Genomic DNA, 21789 nt, shown 5'->3' with positions numbered 1-21789 from the left:
TTAAGATAACCTCTTGTTCTGCATTAGGCTCAAGCCTAAATTTGTACGCTTTATTAATTTTCATAATGGATGCTTTATTGGTCAGTGTGTTCGTTATTTATACCATGTTATACTATATAACATAAACAATAAAGGGTATTTATTATAATGAGTGAGATATATAAAAACCGTCATTCTGCTTATAATCTGCATGTGCATTTGGTATTCATCACTAAGTATCGCAAAAAGGTTTTAGCTGATAATCATCGTCAATACTTTAAAGAAGTTGTTGCTGAGATATGCAAGGATTTTGGTGCGGAACTCAAGGAATGTAACGGTGAAGGCGATCATGTTCACATGCTAATTCAATACCCACCAACGGTACAACTAAGTAAGATGGTTAATAATCTAAAGTCGGTCACAAGCCGGCGAATGAGAGCCAACTTCATTGACCTAAGAGTAGCTTACAATAAGCCTGTTTTGTGGTCACGCTCTTACTTTGCCGGCTCATGTGGCGGAGCGCCGTTGGAGATTATTAAGCAATACATTCAAAATCAGCAGAGTTAGGCTATACGAAATTCACCTCCACCCTAGCGTCGGGTGGAGTCCTCTTTCGTTAGATTGATAGATAGATTTACGATAGAATATGCACCTTTAAAAATGCATATCACTATTGATGTTAAGCTAGACGCCAAACTCACTAAATGCTGTGTGAGTTGCATTAATAGCGATAAGAGATTAACAACTATATAGAGACAGTAATGATCGTATTTTGGCTGCTGCTGACCATTCTTTTTATCATTTTCGCCACTGCGAAGTTAAAATGGCATCCTTTTTTAGTATTAATACTATCTGCCTTTCTGGTCGCACTTTTCTACCAAGTACCGCTTAATACGGTCGCAAAAACTATCTCTGATGGCTTTGGCGGTATCTTAGGATATATCGGTCTGGTCATTGTGTTTGGAACCATCATTGGCTTAATCCTTGAGAAAACGGGTGCCGCCATCGTGATGGCAGAAACCGTCATTAAAGTTTTGGGACCGCGTTTCCCTACTTTGACCATGTCTATCGTTGGTGCTGTCGTATCTGTACCCGTGTTCTGCGACTCAGGCTATATTATTTTAAACTCGTTAAAAGAGTCTTTGGCTGAGCGTTTAAAAGTTTCGAGCGTGGCAATGAGTGTCGCATTAGCGACTGGCTTATATGCCACTCATACCTTTGTGCCGCCAACACCCGGTCCAATTGCAGCAGCGGGCAACTTGGGTCTTGAGTCAAACTTGGGCTTGGTCATCATGGTCGGTGTTGTCGTCACCACCGTTGCGGTACTTGCTGGTTGGCTGTGGTCAAATCGCTTACTTGACGCCACGCCTGACAATATTGATGCCCTTGACGCAGTCGCCGTACCAGATAATATGAAGACTCGTGACGACTACAGCAAACTGCCATCAGCGACTATGGCATTTTTACCTATTATCGTGCCCATTGTATTGATTTGCTTATCGTCTATTGCCAATTTACCCAGCACACCATTTGGTAGCGGCATACTAACCGATATTCTCATATTTATTGGCAACCCATTAACCGCCCTATTAATTGGTTTGTTTTTATCATTCTTACTGATTAATACTGACCAAAAAACACAGCAGATTAGTGACAGCATCTCACAAGGCTTGGTAGTCGCAGCGCCTATTCTTTTAATTACTGGTGCTGGTGGCGCGTTTGGCGCTATGCTAAAAGTTACGCCAATCGGTGATTATTTGGGTACTACGTTATCTGCCCTAGGGCTTGGTATTTTTATGCCATTTATCGTTTCTGCGGCGCTCAAAACAGCACAAGGTTCAACCACTGTTGCTTTGGTCACTACTTCGGCGATGGTCGCTCCATTATTAGGTCAAATAGGTCTTGATAGTGAGCTTGGTCGCGTATTTTGTGTGATGGCGATTGGTGCAGGCGCGATGACTGTCTCGCATGCTAATGACAGCTTCTTTTGGATTGTTAGCCAGTTTAGTCGTATGAGTGTGGCGCAGGCTTACAAAGCCCATTCTATGGCGACAGGTATTCAAGGCGTGACCAGCATCATCTTTATTTGGCTATTGACCTTGGTATTTATCTAGCGCCTTAAGTAAATTATTGAAAGTCAATTTTTAAAATTTAAGTAATTAAAAAAGACTCAAAGAAACATTTAAAGAGAAAGTCATGAAAATTTTAATCGCCCCTGACTCGTTTAAAGAAAGTGTAGAAGCACTGGATGTCTGCCACGCTATTCAATCTGGCTTCAGCCAAGTGTTTCCTGACGCTGACTATAAACTGCTACCGATGGCGGATGGCGGCGAAGGAACTTCTGCAGTGTTGTCTTATGTGTTAGGTGGACGCTGGAAAGAAGTGCGTGTCCATGACCCTTTAATGCGACCAATTAACGCAAAATATTTATTACTCCCTGATGCAACTGCGGTCATTGAAGTCGCTCAAGCTTGTGGCTTACATCTATTGACGGTAGCAGAGCGTAATCCTGTCATTGCTAGCAGCTATGGCGTCGGCGAATTGATTGAGGATGCTCTAAATGAAGGCGTCAAGCGGATTATCATTGGTCTTGGTGGCAGTGCTACCAATGATGCAGGACTTGGTATGTTAACGGCGCTTGGTATGACGTTTCATGATAGTAATGACAACATCTTAGCCCAAGGCGGCGGCGCACTTGCTAACTTGCAACGATTGGATGCGACCAGCTTTCATGCAAGCGTCTTAAACACGGTGTTTGAAGTGGCTTGTGATGTCACCAATCCGTTATGTGGTGAATTGGGTGCCAGTGCCATATTTGGTCCTCAAAAAGGCGCTAGCCCGCAGCAAGTCCATGAGTTAGATAAATCGTTAACGCATTTTGTAAATGTATGCGAGCAGTATGGCTATCAAAGCCATCAAGAGGTAGCAGGTGCCGGTGCAGCAGGTGGACTGGGCTATGCGTTAATGAGCTTTTGCCAAGCGGAGTTAAAGTCAGGTTTTGATACAGTGGCAAAAGTGGCCAATTTATCACAGCATATCGCCGAGGCAGACTTGGTCATCACTGGTGAAGGCAAGCTTGATGCTCAGTCTGCTATGGGCAAAGTGGCGGGTGGTATTAGCCAAATTGCTAAATTGAGACATACCCCCGTGATTGCTATTTGCGGCAGTGTTGATGGGCTAAAATCCGCTCAGACTAGCCAGTTTGACGTCATTGTGCCCAGTATCCAAAAGCTAGATTCCCTCGATAATGTCTTTAAAAACGCTTATAACAATATTGAAATTACCGCTACGAATATTGCCGCAGCGATAAAATTGGGTCAACGCCTAAAACAGTATTTATAGAGCTATATTATAGATTCTTAATTGGTAAGCTCGCTTTTTGTATCATAAAAAATGCTTTTCTCAATAACCAATAGCTTTAACAAAAACTACTCTGCCAACAACTTCGCCAACAATTCATTTATTTCGACTTTAAACTCTTTATCTTCGATTTTATTGGCGCTGATTTTAGCGTTTTGTAGACTTTTGATCGCAGCATCAGTTTGACCCAACTCGATTTGCAGCTCAGCCATAGAAAAAGCAATCGATGCCAAATGGTCTTTTGAAGTAATCGCCGCGGCTTTATCTAATGCTTTTTGATAGATAACCAGCGCTTCATCCAAATCCTCGGTAAAGTCAGCCAAGGTTTCCCACTGTTCAGGATGGTCTTTATCGCTTTTTTCATTTTCATTACACAAATCTTTTAGCTGCGCATATAGCGCATCAAAGGTTTTTTGATCGTTCTTACTGTCCGCTTCTAGCAGCTTTTCTGCTAACACATAGATGGATTTATATATTTTGGTATTAATCATGATGGGTTACCCTGTTGGTTGCGCGTTATAGGCGTTGAATGATGTTGATTATAGACTAATTTATAACAATAGCTCATAGAAAAGGGCGTGATAGCAATCACACCCTTTTATTTTATCTGGCTTTCAACCTAAACAAGTAAAATAAGCAATTATTCAGCAGCGATAACGGTAATCTCGACCAATAACTCAGGACGAGCCAATGCTGATTCACCGCATGCACGCGCTGGTGGCTGGACGCCTTCAAACCATTTATCCCACACCTCATTCATTGCGGCAAAGTCTGACATACTTTTTAGCCAGACGGTTGCGGACAGCAGCTTTGATTTGTCACTACCAACTTCTTGCAGCAGTTTTTCGACTTTCTCTAAGCATGTCAAGGTTTGGGCTTTGATATCCTCTTCGCTATTACCCACTTGACCGGACAGATAAATGGTTTGGTTATGAATCACAATCTGACTCATACGTTGGTTACTATGCAGCTTTTGCATGAATTATTATCCTTAATTTTTAATGTTCTTAATGTTTCAGTACTCTTAAATACCTGAACTGTCAAATATATAAACGGCTCGATTTTTACTTAAACGTTATTTAGCAAAAATTAGCGAGAAAAACGCTCAGCACTAAAGGGTTTAATATCAACCAATAATGGCTTGTCATGAATCATCTCCTCTACCAGACGACCAGTCATGGGTCCTAAGGTAAAACCCTGATGGCTATGACCAAAGGCAAACCATAATTTATCGTGCTGCGGCGCAGGACCGATGACTGGCTTCATATCTGGCATGCAAGGACGTGAGCCCGCCCACGCTTCACTCTCGACGGCATCTTCTAGCGGCAGAATTTTGCGCGCAAGTTTTAATACGGTATTTAATTGGCCAAAATTCTTTGGCGCATTCATGGTGGTCATCTCAGCACCAGTGGTGATGCGGATACCTTGCTGCATCGGACCCATCACAAAACCCTTATCCATATCAAACATACTATGGTTGATGGTGTTTTTTTCCGTGACTTTAAAATGCTGATGATAGCCACGCATTGGGAACAGCGGCAAATCATAACCAAGCGGTTTGATTAAATCGTTAGACCAAGGCCCAGCAGCAATGACCAATTTATCACTATAAAAAGTGTCGTTGTCGGTAACAACTTTCCAGCCATCTGCTTCTTGGACGATTTCATTGACACCGCTTTCTTTGATGGTACCACCCATTTCTTGAAAGTTTTTTGCGTATGATTTCACCAATAAGCTCGGGTTTGACACTTGCCAAGAGTTTAGCCAATGAATCGCGCCAACGAACTCATCAAAATTGGCGCTCGGCTCCATCGCTTTTAATTCGTCAAGCGTCAAGACATTGTGCTCAACGCCCTGATCACGGTCTTTGATTGCAGCATCAATAGCTGCTTTAAACGTCTCTTCAGAGCGATGCAACTGCAACCAGCCTTTGCGGCTAATCAAATATTCAGCGCCAGACGCTTCAATCATGGTTTGGTGTTCACTGGTGCAATGTTCAATCAGTGTCTGCCACTCCGCTTCGATTTTTTTAATTGAAGCTGGCGTCGAGTATTTCCAATACTGCAATAACGCTTGATGATAGCGCAAAATCGCTGGGATTCGATAGCGAATATCAGTGCCTTGGTTTGGCAATACGCGTATCATTTCAGTCAGCTGGCGTGGAAACGGATGAGTATGAATCGCCTCGCGCTGAATCAAACCAGCATTGCCATATGAAGTCTCAGAGCCCGGTAGTTTTTTGTCCAATAGTAAAACTTTGGCGTTATTTTTTTGTAAATGCCAAGCCGCTGAGGTGCCGACCATACCTGCACCGATAACGATCACTTCGTAGCGCATAACACGTCCTTTTTTAAGATTTTAATACAGAATATCAAGGTTGAGAAATAACAGATAAGGGAGTAATAGTAACGCATTGCGCATCAGATTAAACCCTTATCATAGAAATATTTTTGCTATTTAATACTTTTGGTTATGCGTTTAATTGAAAGCTATTTCTGATAGGAATAATGTAGAAATTATTAAGAAATTAGACCTATTTTGGCTAATCAAAATGCAAGGAATAAACCAATCACCACCAAATTGGATCCTCACTTGCTAGTGTTTCTAAAAGCTTCTTGCCAGTCTCGACCGTCAACTTATCGGCAGGTAGCTCAGCGATGAACCGTGACGGCTTATCAAAGTAACCCGAATAGCTTGAGAAATACTCGGGCGCAGTTAAAAATAATCTGCTCTTAGCACGGCTACAAGCAACATAAAACAGCTTACGCTCCTCCTCTAACTCTTCAAAATCACTGAGCGAGCGATAGTGCGGCGTCATACCATCGACGAGAGAGTTGACAAATACCACTGGCCATTCAAGCCCTTTGGCACTATGAATGGTAGAAATGGTAACTTTATCATTACTATTTTCGTCTTTTTCAGGCTCGCCTGCGGTAGCAACTGAATCATTGGGCGGATCGAGGGCAAGATTTTCTAAGAATTTATCGAGGCTGTCGTACTCTGTTGCTAGGTTTTTAAGCACACGAAAATCTTCACTACGCTCGCGCCAATTCTCTTCAATCGTTTTTAATACAGGAATATAAAACGCTAAAATTCGCTCAATCACTATTTCCACTGACTCTGCCTGACTGGCTTTGGTTAAAGTCGTATGCAATGATTTAAGCTGTGGGCTTTTCTTCGCAAATGATGGTGCTAATAGCGGCTCGAAAGTGTTGTTGTTAATGTTACTATTAACATCGCTATTCACATTTTTATTTACATTGCTATCGGCATTAATCGCTTGGGTTAAGCGCGTCGCCGTTACTGCCCCTACCCCTTTAAACAAGGTTAAAATACGGTGCCATGCAATGGTATCATTTGGGTTATAAAGTATTTTGACAAAGGCTAAAACGTCCTTGATATGACGCCGCTCAATAAAGCGAATGCCGCCCACGACGATAAAGGGAATATTGCGTTCCATAAATTCAAGCTGAACGTAGTTGGATTGAAAAGATGTGCGGCACAAGACAGCAAAGTCCTCATAATCGTAATCTGGTTTTAATTCGATGATTTTATCTGCAATATATTTAGCCTCTTTTGTTTCATCACTTAAACGGCGAAATATTGGCTTGATGCCTTCTATAGATGCGCCCGAGTACAATTGCTTTTGATAGCCCAACGTAATTTGCGCCGATAAAGCATTGATATAATCCAGCACCGCTGGCGTACTGCGATAATTTTGCTCTAATTTAATCAGTTTTGCTTCGGGGTAGCTTTCGCCAAATAGTAAGATATTTTCATAATTGGCACCGCGAAAAGCATAGATGCTTTGGTTGTCATCACCAACGACCATCAGCGATACCGACGTCGGCGCACAAATCAAATCTATCAGCTCTTTTTGCGGAATATTGGTGTCTTGATATTCATCGACCATGACATAACGATAGTGCTGTTGTAGCAGCTGACGAAAGGTATCATTGTGCTTTAGATGGCGCACCACTTGGCTGATGATGTCATCAAAATCGTATAAATGATTGGCGCGCTTATATTCATGAAAGTCGACCGCCAATTGCTCAATAACTGGAATATGCACGGCGATATCAGGATAACTGCTTTCGATTAAGTCGCGAATATGAATACGCCGATTTCTAGAAGTTGAAAAGATATTTTGCAAGGTTTTTTTGCGCGGAAACGCCTGATTGGTTATTTTGGTCGGATACTTTTTTTCTTTATTAATCAAATCAATCGCATCTTCACTATCGCCGGTATCTAAAATCGTAAAGCGCGGATTGATACCAAGTAGCCCAGAATATTGGCGCAATAACATATTGCAAAATGAGTGAAAAGTGCCGCTAGTGATATCATTTAGCGCCTTACCATTTATGTGACTATCATCTAGACGGCTTGCCAGCAAAGTTCTAGCGCGACTTTTAATTTCATTGGCCGCCTTGCGGGTAAAGGTTAATAGCAAAATCTCTTTTGGCGCGACGCCATTTTCTATCAGATAGCTGGTTCTATAAGTCAAGGTTTTGGTTTTACCAGAGCCTGCACCGGCGATGACCAATACTTTGCCCTCAATAGTCGTGGCAGCCAACAACTGGTTAGGGTTCAGCTCACGAGCGTAATCCACTTGTAACCCTAAATGACTGGCAAGCCGTTTCTCTAATATTTCAGCATCCGCATTTATCAAGTTAGCCTCGAGCTTTTTAATCGCCTGCTCAAGCCGCGTCAGCTTGGGTTTCATGTCAACGAAATTTTGCGGATAATTATAATGGTGGGTAGCAAAAATGGTGGTCATTATTAACAATTGCCTTTGGTATGGTTTATCGTGCTGGCTATTGATGACAGCGCAGCAGCAGCATGCATCATCATTTATAGGTAGTAGCTTATCATAATAGACAGGGCGCTGAAGGACATTGATAACGAACACTCATATGAAACGATGATATTAAAGGATGGTATTAAACCGCGGTATTAAACAGATTACTAAGTATTGTGATTGAGCGTAAAAATTAAAATAGCAAGCACAACAACCTCACCCATTTTGGCTGAAATTTGCTACAATATGCCCAATTTTGAGTTCCTATTTTACCAAGCTTTATACTGACTACATACCAAGTCTGTTATTGCCTGATTTTATTAATATATTGAGAGCATGTTATGGGTTTTAATTGCGGCATCGTCGGTCTACCAAACGTGGGTAAATCCACCCTGTTTAATGCCTTGACCAAAGCGGGTATCGCCGCTGAAAACTTCCCTTTTTGCACCAAAGATCCCAATACCGGTATCGTACCTGTGCCAGATCCACGCCTAAAAAAATTGGCTGATATCGTCAAGCCCGAGCGCGTATTACCGACAACGATGGAATTTGTCGACATCGCAGGTTTGGTTGCTGGCGCCTCAAAAGGTGAAGGTATGGGCAACCAGTTTTTAGCTAATATCCGCGAGACCGATGCGATTGCCCACGTGGTACGCTGCTTTGATGATGACAACGTCGTCCACGTTGATGGCCGCGTCAGCCCTATCGACGACATCGAAACCATCAATACCGAATTGGCATTGGCCGATTTAGAGGCCGTTGAGCGCGCTATTACCAACTTAAGCAAAAAAGCCAAAGGTGGCGGTAAAGACGCGACGGCTATGCTTGATGTGTTCAAAAAAATCGAGCCATTATTAGCAGAAGGTAAAGCCGCCCGCGGTGCTAACCTAGACAAAGACGAGCAAAAACTGATCAGAAGTTATGGTCTGATTACCTTAAAGCCAACCATGTATATCGCCAACGTGAGCGAAGATGGCTTTGAAAATAACCCATATCTAGATGCGGTGCGCAACTATGCCACTGGCGAAGATTCTATTGTCATTGCCCTATGCAATCAAATCGAATCTGAAATTGCTCAGCTTGATGAAGATGACAAAAAAGACTTCCTAGCTGAAATGGATATGGAAGAGGCTGGTCTTGATCAAGTGATTCGCGGCGGTTATGATTTGCTTGATATGCAAACGTATTTTACGGCAGGCGTCAAAGAAGTCCGCGCTTGGACAGTCGCTGTTGGCGCAACCGCTCCTGAAGCTGCTGGTGTGATTCATACCGACTTTGAACGGGGTTTTATCCGCGCTGAAGTCATTGCGTATGACGACTTTATCGAGTATGGCGGCGAAAAAGGTGCAGCTGCTGCTGGCAAATCACGTTTAGAAGGCAAAACCTACATCGTGCAAGATGGCGATGTGATGCATTTCCGCTTTAACGTTTAACGTTCAACGTTTAATATTTACAAGTACAAGCGGATTGCGTGTTTACACAGTCTTAGTAGAGAACAACCAAAAGCCAGCTTCAACGCTGGCTTTTTTTATTATAATAAAGGGAATAACGTTAAAGTAATTAAATTCTCTAAAAGCAAAAATAAAATAGAATGATATAAATAACGGACGATAAATGATGACTGTTTCTGTTAATCAAACCACGAATTCTAGTGACCATTGGGCAAAACTATTTAGTGCGCAGCGTTTAGGCAGTCATAAAAAAGCTCCTGCCGAGGACAGCGCACGCTCCTCCTTTCATAAAGATTACGACAGACTGGTATTTTCACACTCCTTTCGTCAGCTGAACCAAAAAACCCAAGTTCATCCACTGACCAATCAGCTCGGTATTCATACGCGCTTAACACACTCGCTCGAAGTTTCTTGTATTGGGCGCTCTTTAGGTGTCATGGCGGCAGAGAAGCTGCATGATAAGTTGGGCGGCGGCTTACCGAACGGTGTCGCGCCCGCTGATGTCGGTGTCATTGTCCAAGCAGCTTGCCTTGCCCATGATATTGGCAACCCACCGTTTGGTCATGCCGGAGAGTACGCCATTCGTGACTGGTTTATGCATCCTGACCGTAAGCAAATCTTGCAAAATCTGAATAATAACGAGCAATTAGATTTACTGGCTTATGAAGGCAATGCACAAGGATTTCGTATATTAACCCGAAATGAGCACCACCCTGATTTAGGCGGTATGCGATTAACTTGCGCTACTTTAGGCGCGTTTATGAAATACCCTTGGCTTGCGACCCATAGCAATCCCGTTTATCAAGACAGCTCTATTGATCAAAATAACCGCATTTACCAAGGCAATCACACCACTAACATGCAAAAATTTGGCTGCTTTTATAGTGAGGCAGCGCAGTTAGAGCAGTTGGCAGAAACGTTAGGCTTGCCATATTCAAAGCAGCACGATGGCTTTGCTCGTCATCCGCTAGCCTATTTATTAGAAGCGGCAGACGATATTTGCTATGCGCTGATAGATTTGGAGGATGGCATCAATTTGAATATGCTAAGCTATGCGGAGGTTGCGGCTATTTTTTATGAGTTGATTGGCGAGCGCCCTGATACGCTCAATCTACCCACTCATGTGTCAGTCAGGCAGCATTTGGCATCGCTGCGGGCACGGGCAATGATGCGTTTGGTCAATGCTGTTACCGATGCCTTTGTAGCCAATAGTAACGCTATGCTGGCAGGGACGCTACAGGGCAGCCTGTTTGCCCATTGTGATGCAACCGTACAAAGCGGCATCACCCAAGCTAAGCAATTGGCACGCGAAAAGATATTTAATCACCCAAGTAAGGTACGCATGGAGCTGATGGCCAATCAATGCTTGCAGCGCCTGCTCGATGCTTTTATGCCACTCGCCTGGATAAAAGAGACAAATGAGGCAAATGAAACCGATGCGCCGATAAGCCAAATATCCTTTGAGCAGCAGCGTTTGCTAAAATTACTCCAGCCGCATCTCGATGAACATCGCCGGACTCTAGCAGATAATACCTATGATAATATGCTTAATGTTTTAGACTTTATAACCGGTATGAATGACCATGAAGCCTATCGACTGGCGCAAGAGCTACAAGGACATTGGGGCACCATTGTTTAAACAACATGTTTAAGCAGCTCGTTTAAAAAGAAGTTTAGAGACAATTTAAAACCGAGCCAAACCAAAATTTAAGCAAACCATTAACGATAATACTCTATTTTATTCGTATTTTCGCAATGAAATGAGTATGATAGACATCTATCAGGTAATTTTGAAATATTATGAGTAGTCGCGAACAAAAGAAACTTCAAACACGGCACGCTTTTTTTAATGCGGTGCTCGATTTGTGTATGACAGGACAGTCTTTTAGCTCAATCAGTCTCAGGCAAGTCACGCGTGAGGTTGGCGTGGTGCCGACCGCCTTTTATCGCCATTTTGATGACATGGAATCGCTTGGTCGCGCCTTAGTCATCGAAGAGTTGGGCGGTACGATGGCAACGTTAAGTGAAAACTTGCAAATTGGGCGCAAACGCAGTTTTGAGCGTCAAATCGCAAAAAGCATCCAAATGTTTTTATATATGGTCAGCGAGCAGCCTTGCTACTGGCAGTTCTTAGTCAGTGAACGCTATGGCGGCTCAGAGGCGGTACGCAAAGCCATCAATGAGCTGATTAAAAAACACGGCCAAAACCTAGCAGAAGACTTAGCGCTACAGCCGGCATTTACCCACATCAATACTTATGATCGTAGACTGTTGGCGGAAGCTGGGGTCAATATGTTTTTTTCTTGGATTATTGACTGGCTCGAGCTAACCTATACCGAAGATCATGATGATGAGGTCGACTTGGCTGAGGTTGAAAAGAAAAAACAGCTGATGCTGCATAATTGCACGCGCCAAGCACAAATGCTGTTTTATGGTGCCTATAACTGGAAATCTACCGAAGAAACCCGTTTAAATGATTAATTAGACTTAGTTTTTGCATGCTATTTATTACTAATTATCTATAACCATTAGAAAATTGGCCTAAACGCCCAAAGTCGCTGCGTTAGCACACGCACCTCTTTGGGCTTTTTATTATCAGCGTTATTAGTATTGCCATTAGCGTTATTAGCATCACTGCTGTTTTTATTACCATTATTATCGCTGCTATTTGCTGCGTCGCCATCAGCGGCCGTTTTGCTAATAATAACGGTCGCAAAGCGTTGTCTTGCTTGACCAACCGTCGCATTATCAGAGGCGGTAATAAGTGCCATAAAGGCTTGGCTATCAACCGCTAGTAATGGCGTCAAGGCTTTGCGCTGCTCTTCTTTTACACTACTTAATACGGGCAGTTGCCAAACATCATCGACAGAGCTAAAGGCTTGTTTTGCTCGCAACTCAACAATACTCTGCATTTGCTGGCTGCTCGCACCTTCTACCAAGGCAGCAAACAAAACGGGACTGGCGGTATTAATATTAATGGGTAAATAATATGGCACCGCCGTGATATAGGGACGCAGTGTCGCTAATACTTGCGCATCAACGCCCTTTACCTCTGCTAATTGATCGATACTAAGCAATGCTTGGTTGGGTAAAGCTGTATCCGCTCCGCGATTGGACTGCTGAGCATATACCACATTTTCATCACCGCCATCTTGGTAGACCTCGCTGTCGGCATCTTGATAATCAAGTATCGCAACGGCGGTATCAGGCTCTAAATTTAGCTGTGTAAGCAGCCTTTGAAAAACGGCCAAGGCAGCAGTATCGACAGCGCCATTATGATATAAATTATTAATATTAAAACGACTGCCCTCATCGCGTAATTCGATGTCGATACTATGTCCGCCTAGGGTGTAAGGCGGTATTGGCTGCGCCCAAATATCCTGCTCGCTATCAGTATCATTTAATTTGGCATCAGCACGAATCAAGGTAACCGCCAATTGCTGACCTGCATTAATATCTTGTAAGAGTTGGTTTTGGTCAAACAATAAGCCGCTACGCCGAATGGCAATCTTTTGGCTAGCAAGCATTGCCCCTGCAACCACAGTAATACTAACTACCAATAATAAAATAGTTAGCAGTGCGACGCCACATTGAGAATTGGCTTTTATAGAGGTTATAGGCATCGTTGGCCCTATTTGTGGCTTGTTTGACATAAATAGCCTCTATCATTGACCAAAAAGGGTATTTTCAGTAGCGTTCCCTGAGCTATTATTGGCTGCATTGCCATTGGCTTCGCTATCGTTATTAGTGCCACCATTACTGTTGCCGTTATTGTTGTTATTACTATTGCTATCGCCATTAGAATTGTTAGGCGTATTTTTATGACTGTTATTTGTACTGACATTTGGTATTGGCTGCGGCGTCAGTGCCCATTGCCAAGTGATCGGCATATCTTGATACGTAAAGTTAAGCGCAATCCCTTTTGGTAACAGTATAGTCTCAGACGTTTTATTGGCTGAATTCGCCGTCTGCCCTGATGGTGCGTTATTGCTGAAGTTATTACGATTGTCTTTATTGGGAAATTTGGTGCTTAATTCAGGTAAATAAGCTTGCCAGCGCCCAGCCGTGACGCCTTTAAGCAATACACTATCTAAGCTAATGCTGTCACTGCCAAGACTGGTATATTGACGACGAATTAAGCCCTCATCGGCAAAAATGTATTCGATATGCTGCAGACTCGCGCTGCTCTGATAACGTGGGTCGGGGTCCGCAAAACGCACAAAGCTGATACGTGCGCCGTCTAGAGACATAAAAGGTTCGGGCGCTGGTGCGTTTTCTTGATTGCTATTGTTGGCGTTGTTATTACTACCATTGTTATTTGCGGTATTGTTGGTTGCGGCGTTATTAATTAAGGAATTAGCACCTTGCGTATCCACTGCCTGATAAGGAATCATTTGGTTCATATCTTGCTGTAGCTGCAGATAGGCATATTGCAAAACCGCTAAATTATCCGCATGAAACTGCGCCCGTTCACGCGCACGGTTAACGCCATCAAATACTTGCCAGCCTGCCACCGCTAACATGGCAAATATCGCCATCGCCACCATCAGCTCAAGCAAGGTGAATCCATGATTTGATTTCATGGATTGCCTCCATTAGGGTTTAATCGGCTCAAATCCAAGCTACCAACCTCTTGCTCAGCGTTACTTAGTATCACGTTGATATCCGTTACTGCGCTGCGTGTCTGTCCATCTATAATGGGTGCAACAGCGATATTCACTTGCTTTAATGCAGGTGTGATGGCATCTGTGGCGGTCATTGTCACTTGCCAATCACGACCTTGGGCATTGATGGTTTGTGTTTTGTTGGCCGTCAGCCACGTATCTTGAATATGCAAGTCCGCTGCCGCGTTTTGTGCGACAAACTGCGCTAGCGTGCGAGTACGTAAAACATCAACTGAGCTTAAATACGCACTACTCGCACGGCTCGCGGCAACGGCAACGACGGCCAAAATTGCTAAAGCAACCATGACTTCAATCAGGGTAAATCCTTGCTCATGCCTTGATATAACAGGCTTTGGATTTTTGTAGGTCGATTTGGCTTTATCTTTGTTAATCATCAGCTACAGCCCTTGTCCTATCGAGATACTACCATCGGGCATAATTGTAATGACTTCACCCACCAAACGCGAATTATGACGCACCTCAATCGTCACCGGCGTGGCTTGACCTGTGCCAAACCATAGTACTTGCGGTACGTTTTGGTCGGTAAACCATGGCTGCAGTGCTTGTGTTTGGCCTGCGGTTGTTTGCCTCCCTGCATCTAGGCTTTGCACGCTTAAACTCATGCCAGCAGGCAATTCAGGCAGACTAACTTCTGGCTCAATCTCCCAGCTTGGTGTGGGCACTTTATCTGAAGCAGCACCTGACATACTCGTCAAATCTGCTGACAGCTCCATGGCGTTCTTAGGCGTACTATCGCCTCTAGAAGACGTAGAATCTTGAGTTTGATAGACAATGTACGGGTTTGATAGCGTGACAATGACAGGCGCAATTTGACCTTGCTTATCGGCTTGTAAGCTCAAACCCATGGGCGCCATACGCTCAGCGGATAATAGCCGTACATAGCTCAGAGAATCTGTTAAATGCTCATAAAAGGCGCGGTTTTTGCGTGACTCACTACTACCGACCGACAAGCTCATCATCCCAGCAAAGATGGATAAAATGACCACCACCACTACTATTTCTACAAGGGTAAAGCCCACTTGTCCGATATGACCGCGTGGGTTAGAAACTGTGATTGAAGATATCGAGGAAGTCGGTTTTGACATACAGAAGTCATCTAGAATGGTGTCATTTTATTAGAAATGATACTGAATTGGGTAGTATGAGTATGATGGAGATAAAACGATAGATATGCCCGATTAAAAAAATAAATCTGTACACGTGTTAAAAGATAAATTTAACGTGTTGCCATACAGAAGATAGCAACACGGACCGTTATAAAATAATAGCTGACTGTGTTTGAAATAGAATAAAAAGCTAGTAATTGGTATTACGGTGCTCTTCTGATTCAGTATCGATTTGCTCTACCAATTCTTGCATATCTTCATCCATGACTTCATCATCGGCAGCTGGATAATGGCTTGGCAACTCAAGCATTTGCTGCACAAAAGCATAACGCAAGGTATCACGGCGACCTAAGTAGCGCTGATAAAAACTTGAGTTTAATAATCCTGCGCCGCCCTGACCCATCGCCCAAATCGAGGACAAATAATCGCGCGTACTTAAGCTACTGTGCTGCTCTTGAAGATACGCACTGATAATATCAATCAAACGCTTCATGCGCTGACGACGAATATCGTAAAGCTCACCGAACAGGCGATTCAGACCCGTCACTGATGCTGCCAAACGCTCTTCGATTTGGTTAAGGAGCATGGCTTTTTGCGGATTAAATAGCTGCTGAAAAATCATCCGCGCGACGCCTGCCGAAGGACAGTCATCAATACGGTTAATCTCAAACAGCTGCTCTTCGTAACGGATAATAATACGCAGGTAGAGCTCATCTTTACTAGAGAAATGCTTATATAAGGTGCCTTTAGCCAAATCAAGCTGGTCTGCCAAACTGTCCAAAGTGATATCACCATCGCCTGACTCAAGTAGCAATTGCTCCGCCATCGCTAAGATATTTTCTTCTCGGGCCTTGAACTGATGCTGACGACTCATAATTTCTCCTAAAAACTGAAAATATCATGCATACCACCGTCCCTTTTGTCAGTGTACTGGCAGCACGCTTATAAATTTTATAACGGCTACGCCAATACCATCAAAGGCAATATGCTTATGTTTGCTAAATAGTCATTGATAATCATATGGTTAAGTTAAGCATCAAAAACACATTCAACACAGAACTACAAGACAAGCCTATAAATGACTGATTGGTCATAGCATAACCATTTTAGTGATACTGTGCCAGTAAATTTTCAAAGTTTTTTGCAGTCAATGCGCCGACTTCCTCGCCACTACAGCCATACATCTCGGCAAGATAGCTTGCCACGTATGGCACGTATGCCGGCTCATTGGGCCTGCCACGTTTAGGCACGGGTGCTAAATACGGGCTATCGGTTTCGATAAGTATTCTGTCTTTGGGCATATTTTTTGCGGCATCTTGAATCATTTGCGCACTTTTAAAACTGACGATACCTGAGAAGGAGATATAAAACCCTAAGTCTAATGCGCGTTTTGCGGTTTCCCAGTCTTCAGTAAAGCAATGGATAATACCGTGTTCAGCGCCTTCTGCTTTTAGGATATCAAGCGTATCTTCTTTGGCGTCACGCATATGCACGACAAGCGGTTTCTTTAGCTGTTGGCTGGCATAGATATGACGCGCAAGGCTAGCTTGTTGCTCTTTTTTATTTTCCGTCGACCAGTAATAGTCCAACCCCGTCTCCCCTATCGCCCACACGTGCTCAGCATCAGCCGTTTCTATCAAGCGCTCAACTGTCGCTGACTGCAATACGCCGATATCTTCACAGGGATGAATACCGACGCTCATTCCAAGATTTAGCGTTTCGTCATTATAAGTGCTGACAATATTGGCAATCTCATCATATTCAGCGAAATCACACATAATGGCCATCGCACGGGTGACATTCGCCTCTTTCATCGCCGCAATCGCGCCGGACAATTGACCATCATACTTGGTTAAATCCAAACGGTTTAGATGGCAATGCGTATCTGTAAACATAAACAATCTCGTTAATAAGAATCAATAAATAAAATTATCTTAAAATATGGATTTGGTAATAGTAATAGTATTAATTGCTCTGATAAGCTGGCTTTTCAAGTCGTGTTTAACAAACGTCTATACAAAGGCTTTTTATCAGAGCATTTTTTTAAAGAATAGTTTTTTTGAATGAGGTGTATTTTAGAGACATCCTTTAATGCAGCGGCACTACACGCATCACCTCTTCTATGGTTGTTAACCCTTCGCTAATACGCTTTGCTCCCGATAAACGTAGCGGCTGCACACCTTCGCGGTACGCTTGCTGCTTCAACGTATCCAAATTAGCATCGGCGGCGACCAGTTTTTTTAGCTCATTGGATAACGGCATAATCTCGTACAGACCAACGCGGCCTTGATAACCCGTATGGCGACAGTGCTCACAGCCCTGCGCCTTATAAACTTGTGTTGGTACAGGCGCGCGCCAAGGCTGCACCAGCTCTTGCCATTGAATGGCTATCTCACTATCTGGCGTCACATCAAGCGCTTGCTTACAATGCGGGCATAACGTCCGTAATAATCGCTGTGCCATGACGCCCAATATCGTTGCTGAGGTTAAGAACGGCTGAATACCCAAATCATGCAGACGAGTAATAGAGCTTGGTGCGTCATTGGTATGCAACGTTGATAGCACTAAATGCCCCGTCAAAGACGCTTGCACGGCCATATTGGCGGTTTCGGCATCGCGAATCTCACCGACCATAATAATGTCTGGGTCTTGACGCATCAAAGAACGAATACCGTCAGCGAAATGCAAATCAACCCCTGGATTGACCTGCATTTGATTAAAGGCCGGCTCAATCATTTCAATCGGATCTTCAATGGTACAGACATTGACCTGCTCGGTGGCGAGCTGCTTGAGCGTACTATATAAGGTGGTGGTTTTACCAGAACCCGTCGGACCCGTCACCAAGATAATCCCATTTGGATGCGCGGTCAGCTCGTGCCACGTTTCAAGCTGCTTACCCGACAGGCCAAGTTGGGCAAACGAGCGCACCAGTACTTCTGGGTCAAATACCCGCATGACAAGCTTTTCACCAAAGGCAGTCGGCATGGTAGACAGACGCAGCTCAGTTTCTAAGCCTTTGGGCGTACGGGTTTTTAGGCGTCCATCTTGCGGCTTACGCTTTTCTGCCACATTGAGCCGTCCCAAAATTTTAATACGTGCAGTGACTGCCACTATGATGGCAAGCGGCATCTCATAGACACTATGCAGCACCCCATCGATACGAAAGCGCACTTTTCCAGTCTCACGGCGCGGCTCTAGATGAATGTCGCTTGCGCGCTGCTCAAAGGCATATTGCAATAGCCAATCGACCACTTTGACGATATGTTGATCATTGGCATCGGGATTGATGTTATCGCCCAGCTGTAACAACGCTTCGACGTTGGTGACGTCCGCTGCCGCACGCTTATGTAGGGAGTTCGCGCCCGCAATCGCTTGCGTGACTTGATAAAACTCTTGCCGATAGCGATTGATTTGTTCAGGATTGATAAAGACCGTACGATAGCTTTTTGATTTAATGAGCTTTTCGATATTGCCATGCCAATCGGTATAAAATGGCTGGTCAGTACCAATAACCACTTCATCAAGCGTCACTTCAATCGGTAAAATATGCTGCGAACGCGCATACTCAAACGACATCAGCTGCGTCACTGTTGGTACATCGACCTTTAACGGATCAATACGCACCAGCGGCATATCTGCTTTGGCAGCCAACCATTGATTAAGCCATGCTAGCGTCAATTTATTCTCAGAATTATTATTAAGCGCGTGACCATTTGGCAGCCCAAACTCGCTAATCGTAATCAGCGGATGCTGCGCCTTGTTACGGCGACTGGTAATGACAAGATTATAACCGCGCTGATCAATCACCCTATCTGCCAATAATTCATCTAGGCACCAACGCAAATCAATCACTATCGAATATTTTTGAACAGGCATGGTTGTCTTCTTTTAAAGGTTTATTCTTATGAGATTTAGAGCATTTAGTCGGCAGCGATGTTTACTTTCATTATACTGTGACAATATTCATTATCTGCAATTCACCTGATTCTAGCAATTTAAAACTGACATCAACCGATTTATAGCGCATAACAAATGACGACTCTGTCTCTGTACGTCGATAAGCAGGGCGCGGGTCTTGCGCTATCAAAGCTTTGATAGTATCAAAATCAGATATTACTAACTGCTTTTGAGTTTTATCAATGACTGCTTTAACGGATGAGTGCTTATTTTGCGCATTTTCTTCCGCTGCATTATCTGCACTTTGATTGGCGATAATTTGTCCAAATTGCTCATAAGCCGATTCGGTAATCGTCACGTCCAACAAATGCGGCGCCGAAGGCGCAAAACCGCTTTTTGCTTCAGGCAAGGCATCACTATAAGCCACATAAGGCTTGATATCGATGATGGGCGTCCCATCTATCATATCAGCACCGCTGATAATAAGTAACACTCGACCTTCTACCATCTCAATGCGCTCAAGCTTTACCACAGACAGTCCAAGCGCGGATGGTCGATACATACTGCGACTGGCAAATACGCCTATTTTTTGATTGCCACCCAAACGCGGCGGACGCACTTGCGGGCGAAAATTACTATCATTTTTGTCTTGCTGCTTATTATTGAGTGAATGCTTGTCTTTATCTAACTTGTCTTTATATAAATAGTTATGATGAAACTGCCAACTGATCCAAATATGACTAAAATCCTCCAGTCCGACAAATGCCGCTGGCGTGTCATACGGCGCGAGCATTTCAATCACACTAGTCATAGCCACCAAATTTGGCTGCCTCGGTGCGCCAAACTTTTGTGACAGCGGCGCACGGTGGTAACCGATAATGGGCGATATATGATAGTTAATAGCGGCGGAAGTCTGACAAGTCATAAATCAAGTTCCAAAAGTAAATAGCTGATAATACATGGCATGCGGCAATGATAGAAAATTACTCGCTAACGATATTCCATTTTATCATGGTACAGACAGGCAGCTAGGCGGATTTTTATTTTAAAGTTTGTTATGATGAGCGAGAAATTTATTGAGAATGGCTTGCATTCATAACGCACACGTCTAAAAGTACAAGCAGCAAAGTTTACTTTTACCGGCAGCGCCGTTGTTTGCTATAATCTGACGCCTTATAAAACCTGATAATAATGTTAAAATAACGGTTTTTTATCCGTGTCATTTGCTTAGCATGTCATTTGCTTAATTAGCCTGAACTGATAATTGATAAGCGCTTAATCTTATTCACACTTTTTATTACCTTAAAAATTTTTGCTTACCACCATTTTTAATGGGCGAATACACATTACCACTTACTAACGAGGGCTTTATGTCAAAACTCCGCACCGAAACGGTCACTGAGGTTCATCACTGGAATGACTCTCTATTTAGCATCAAAACCACGCGCGACGATGGCTTACGCTTCCGTAATGGCGAGTTTGCGATGATTGGTATCGTTGTCGATGGTAGACCGCTATTGCGCGCTTACTCGATTGCCAGCCCCAACTACGAAGAGCATTTGGAATTTTTCTCTATTAAAGTTCAAGACGGTCCGCTAACCTCGCGCTTGCAGCATATCAAAGTGGGCGATGAGTTACTGGTCAGTAAAAAACCGACTGGCACGTTGGTCTTAGATGATTTGTTGCCGGGTAAGCACTTATATATGCTCTCAACCGGTACAGGACTTGCGCCATTTTTAGCGTTATCACGCGACCCTGAAGTCTATGAGCGTTTTGACAAAATCATTTTGGTACACGGCGTACGTCAGGTCAAGGATTTGGCTTATCGCGAAATGTTCGAAGAAGAGCTGCCAAACGATGAAATCTTTGGTGAAGAGTTCCGTGAGAAGTTTATCTACTACCCGACCGTCACGCGCGAAGAGTTTAGAAATACCGGCCGTATCACTGATCTGATGAAATCAGGTAAATTCTTTGAAGATATCGGTCTACCGCCAATGAATAAAGACGATGACCGAGTACTTATCTGCGGTAGTATGCCATTTAATGCGGATATCTCTACAATTTTAGACGACTTCGGTCTCACCGTCTCTCCACGTATGGGCGTACAAGCGGATTATGCCGTTGAACGTGCCTTCGTTGGTTAAAAATGAATTTTTATCTTAAATATAATAAATAATTCTTGACGGCTAAAAATAGCCTGCTATAATACGCAGCCTATACAGAGTTAACCTTGTAGCCCAATTCGATATAGTCTAGCAGTAAAGACTTTATCTCCTAACATGCCAGTGTGATGGAATTGGTAGACATGACGGATTCAAAATCCGTTGCCTTTAAAAGCGTGTCGGTTCGAGTCCGACCACTGGTACCATATACGAAACCCTCGCAATCTATCGATTACGAGGGTTTTTTATTGCTTACTGTTTAAAATTGGTTGTCCTATCAAAAAAAGACCACGCTAAATTGGCTTAGCGTGGTCTTTTTTAACAGTGAATAAGTAAGCATCCGACCATCCC

The 21789-nt window shown here is 43.5% G+C and carries 20 protein-coding genes and 1 tRNA gene; 8 read left to right on the top strand and 13 right to left on the bottom strand.

What is annotated here, in order from left to right; genetic code table 11:
• Positions 1-64, bottom strand: a 64-nt coding sequence (locus B3R91_RS13530; protein WP_414707573.1) for a helix-turn-helix domain-containing protein, incomplete at its 3' end; no start/stop codon positions are given.
• 83 nt (positions 65-147) lie between these two features.
• Here B3R91_RS13530 and tnpA point away from each other — a divergent pair.
• The 3 genes from tnpA to B3R91_RS12340 all read left to right on the top strand — a co-directional run bounded on the left by tnpA (position 148) and on the right by B3R91_RS12340 (position 3321).
• On the top strand, positions 148-546 hold the full coding sequence (gene tnpA, locus B3R91_RS12350; RefSeq protein WP_286796872.1) for an IS200/IS605 family transposase: 399 nt from the start codon (positions 148-150) through the stop codon (positions 544-546).
• A gap of 194 nt (positions 547-740) precedes the next feature.
• Positions 741-2093 carry a GntP family permease gene (locus B3R91_RS12345; protein WP_286797887.1) on the top strand — a complete coding sequence of 451 codons (1353 nt, stop codon included), beginning with the start codon at positions 741-743 and terminating at the stop codon, positions 2091-2093.
• An 82-nt stretch (positions 2094-2175) separates the two neighbouring features.
• Positions 2176-3321 (top strand): glycerate kinase, encoded by a 1146-nt coding sequence (locus tag B3R91_RS12340; protein WP_286797886.1) that lies wholly within the window; start codon positions 2176-2178, stop codon positions 3319-3321.
• A gap of 86 nt (positions 3322-3407) precedes the next feature.
• On the opposite strand, the gene B3R91_RS12335 is transcribed toward B3R91_RS12340, so the two are convergent.
• From B3R91_RS12335 to B3R91_RS12320, 4 genes are all read right to left on the bottom strand, one after another.
• The gene (locus B3R91_RS12335; RefSeq protein WP_286797884.1) at positions 3408-3830 is read right to left on the bottom strand and encodes a tetratricopeptide repeat protein; all 423 of its coding nucleotides are present in this window, start codon (positions 3828-3830) and stop codon (positions 3408-3410) included.
• Positions 3831-3979: 149 nt separating this feature from the next.
• Positions 3980-4318: a RidA family protein gene (locus B3R91_RS12330; RefSeq protein ID WP_068405525.1), complete on the bottom strand. Its 339-nt coding sequence runs from the start codon at positions 4316-4318 to the stop codon at positions 3980-3982.
• A gap of 110 nt (positions 4319-4428) precedes the next feature.
• A complete protein-coding gene (locus tag B3R91_RS12325) occupies positions 4429-5676 on the bottom strand; it encodes an NAD(P)/FAD-dependent oxidoreductase (RefSeq protein ID WP_286797881.1) in 1248 nt (415 codons plus the stop codon).
• 232 nt (positions 5677-5908) lie between these two features.
• Complete coding sequence (locus B3R91_RS12320) at positions 5909-8116, bottom strand: ATP-dependent helicase (RefSeq protein WP_286797879.1); 2208 nt, start codon at positions 8114-8116, stop codon at positions 5909-5911.
• A 362-nt stretch (positions 8117-8478) separates the two neighbouring features.
• Between B3R91_RS12320 and ychF the strand changes: the two genes are divergently transcribed.
• The 3 genes from ychF to B3R91_RS12305 all read left to right on the top strand — a co-directional run bounded on the left by ychF (position 8479) and on the right by B3R91_RS12305 (position 12069).
• On the top strand, positions 8479-9570 hold the full coding sequence (ychF, locus tag B3R91_RS12315; protein ID WP_286797877.1) for a redox-regulated ATPase YchF: 1092 nt from the start codon (positions 8479-8481) through the stop codon (positions 9568-9570).
• Between the two features lie 184 nt (positions 9571-9754).
• Positions 9755-11227: a deoxyguanosinetriphosphate triphosphohydrolase gene (locus B3R91_RS12310; protein WP_286797889.1), complete on the top strand. Its 1473-nt coding sequence runs from the start codon at positions 9755-9757 to the stop codon at positions 11225-11227.
• Positions 11228-11388: 161 nt separating this feature from the next.
• Positions 11389-12069, top strand: a complete 681-nt coding sequence (locus B3R91_RS12305) for a TetR family transcriptional regulator (RefSeq protein WP_068405534.1) — start codon at positions 11389-11391, stop codon at positions 12067-12069.
• A gap of 47 nt (positions 12070-12116) precedes the next feature.
• On the opposite strand, the gene gspK is transcribed toward B3R91_RS12305, so the two are convergent.
• The 8 genes from gspK to B3R91_RS12265 form a co-directional block, all read right to left on the bottom strand.
• On the bottom strand, positions 12117-13241 hold the full coding sequence (gene gspK / locus B3R91_RS12300) for a type II secretion system minor pseudopilin GspK (RefSeq protein ID WP_286797874.1): 1125 nt from the start codon (positions 13239-13241) through the stop codon (positions 12117-12119).
• A 12-nt stretch (positions 13242-13253) separates the two neighbouring features.
• The gene (locus B3R91_RS12295) at positions 13254-14171 is read right to left on the bottom strand and encodes a prepilin-type N-terminal cleavage/methylation domain-containing protein (RefSeq protein ID WP_286797873.1); all 918 of its coding nucleotides are present in this window, start codon (positions 14169-14171) and stop codon (positions 13254-13256) included.
• Positions 14168-14647 carry a type II secretion system minor pseudopilin GspI gene (gene gspI, locus B3R91_RS12290; RefSeq protein WP_286797871.1) on the bottom strand — a complete coding sequence of 160 codons (480 nt, stop codon included), beginning with the start codon at positions 14645-14647 and terminating at the stop codon, positions 14168-14170. The genes B3R91_RS12295 and gspI overlap by 4 nt, the downstream gene beginning before the upstream one ends.
• 3 nt (positions 14648-14650) lie before the next feature.
• Positions 14651-15358, bottom strand: coding sequence for a prepilin-type N-terminal cleavage/methylation domain-containing protein (locus B3R91_RS12285; protein WP_286797869.1), 708 nt, complete (start codon positions 15356-15358; stop codon positions 14651-14653).
• A gap of 211 nt (positions 15359-15569) precedes the next feature.
• A complete protein-coding gene (locus B3R91_RS12280; protein ID WP_068405549.1) occupies positions 15570-16253 on the bottom strand; it encodes a TetR/AcrR family transcriptional regulator in 684 nt (227 codons plus the stop codon).
• A gap of 232 nt (positions 16254-16485) precedes the next feature.
• Positions 16486-17274, bottom strand: a complete 789-nt coding sequence (locus B3R91_RS12275; RefSeq protein ID WP_068405552.1) for a TatD family hydrolase — start codon at positions 17272-17274, stop codon at positions 16486-16488.
• A gap of 193 nt (positions 17275-17467) precedes the next feature.
• Positions 17468-19255: a GspE/PulE family protein gene (locus B3R91_RS12270; protein ID WP_068405555.1), complete on the bottom strand. Its 1788-nt coding sequence runs from the start codon at positions 19253-19255 to the stop codon at positions 17468-17470.
• 70 nt (positions 19256-19325) lie between these two features.
• On the bottom strand, positions 19326-20201 hold the full coding sequence (locus B3R91_RS12265; RefSeq protein ID WP_068405557.1) for an SAM-dependent methyltransferase: 876 nt from the start codon (positions 20199-20201) through the stop codon (positions 19326-19328).
• 445 nt (positions 20202-20646) lie between these two features.
• Here B3R91_RS12265 and B3R91_RS12260 point away from each other — a divergent pair, with 445 nt between their 5' ends.
• Together B3R91_RS12260 and B3R91_RS12255 are read left to right on the top strand one after the other, a co-directional pair.
• Positions 20647-21420, top strand: coding sequence for a ferredoxin--NADP reductase (locus B3R91_RS12260; RefSeq protein WP_144296434.1), 774 nt, complete (start codon positions 20647-20649; stop codon positions 21418-21420).
• A 137-nt stretch (positions 21421-21557) separates the two neighbouring features.
• A tRNA-Leu gene (locus tag B3R91_RS12255) sits at positions 21558-21644 on the top strand.
• The last annotated feature ends 145 nt before the right edge of the window (positions 21645-21789 follow it).

Origin of the sequence: Psychrobacter sp. UBA6291, assembly GCF_002439405.1 — a bacterium.
Taxonomy (GTDB): Bacteria; Pseudomonadota; Gammaproteobacteria; order Pseudomonadales; family Moraxellaceae; genus Psychrobacter; species Psychrobacter faecalis.
Note: the sequence above shows the minus strand (reverse complement) of the source record. Positions and strands in the feature narration are given on the sequence as shown.

Coding starts and splice junctions, on each gene's coding strand:
- tnpA (WP_286796872.1), top strand. CDS start 148: ATGAGTGAGATATATAAAAACCGTCATTCTGCTTATAATCTGCATGTG.
- B3R91_RS12345 (WP_286797887.1), top strand. CDS start 741: ATGATCGTATTTTGGCTGCTGCTGACCATTCTTTTTATCATTTTCGCC.
- B3R91_RS12340 (WP_286797886.1), top strand. CDS start 2,176: ATGAAAATTTTAATCGCCCCTGACTCGTTTAAAGAAAGTGTAGAAGCA.
- B3R91_RS12335 (WP_286797884.1), bottom strand. CDS start 3,830: ATGATTAATACCAAAATATATAAATCCATCTATGTGTTAGCAGAAAAG.
- B3R91_RS12330 (WP_068405525.1), bottom strand. CDS start 4,318: ATGCAAAAGCTGCATAGTAACCAACGTATGAGTCAGATTGTGATTCAT.
- B3R91_RS12325 (WP_286797881.1), bottom strand. CDS start 5,676: ATGCGCTACGAAGTGATCGTTATCGGTGCAGGTATGGTCGGCACCTCA.
- B3R91_RS12320 (WP_286797879.1), bottom strand. CDS start 8,116: ATGACCACCATTTTTGCTACCCACCATTATAATTATCCGCAAAATTTC.
- ychF (WP_286797877.1), top strand. CDS start 8,479: ATGGGTTTTAATTGCGGCATCGTCGGTCTACCAAACGTGGGTAAATCC.
- B3R91_RS12310 (WP_286797889.1), top strand. CDS start 9,755: ATGACTGTTTCTGTTAATCAAACCACGAATTCTAGTGACCATTGGGCA.
- B3R91_RS12305 (WP_068405534.1), top strand. CDS start 11,389: ATGAGTAGTCGCGAACAAAAGAAACTTCAAACACGGCACGCTTTTTTT.
- gspK (WP_286797874.1), bottom strand. CDS start 13,241: ATGTCAAACAAGCCACAAATAGGGCCAACGATGCCTATAACCTCTATA.
- B3R91_RS12295 (WP_286797873.1), bottom strand. CDS start 14,171: ATGAAATCAAATCATGGATTCACCTTGCTTGAGCTGATGGTGGCGATG.
- gspI (WP_286797871.1), bottom strand. CDS start 14,647: ATGATTAACAAAGATAAAGCCAAATCGACCTACAAAAATCCAAAGCCT.
- B3R91_RS12285 (WP_286797869.1), bottom strand. CDS start 15,358: ATGTCAAAACCGACTTCCTCGATATCTTCAATCACAGTTTCTAACCCA.
- B3R91_RS12280 (WP_068405549.1), bottom strand. CDS start 16,253: ATGAGTCGTCAGCATCAGTTCAAGGCCCGAGAAGAAAATATCTTAGCG.
- B3R91_RS12275 (WP_068405552.1), bottom strand. CDS start 17,274: ATGTTTACAGATACGCATTGCCATCTAAACCGTTTGGATTTAACCAAG.
- B3R91_RS12270 (WP_068405555.1), bottom strand. CDS start 19,255: ATGCCTGTTCAAAAATATTCGATAGTGATTGATTTGCGTTGGTGCCTA.
- B3R91_RS12265 (WP_068405557.1), bottom strand. CDS start 20,201: ATGACTTGTCAGACTTCCGCCGCTATTAACTATCATATATCGCCCATT.
- B3R91_RS12260 (WP_144296434.1), top strand. CDS start 20,647: ATGTCAAAACTCCGCACCGAAACGGTCACTGAGGTTCATCACTGGAAT.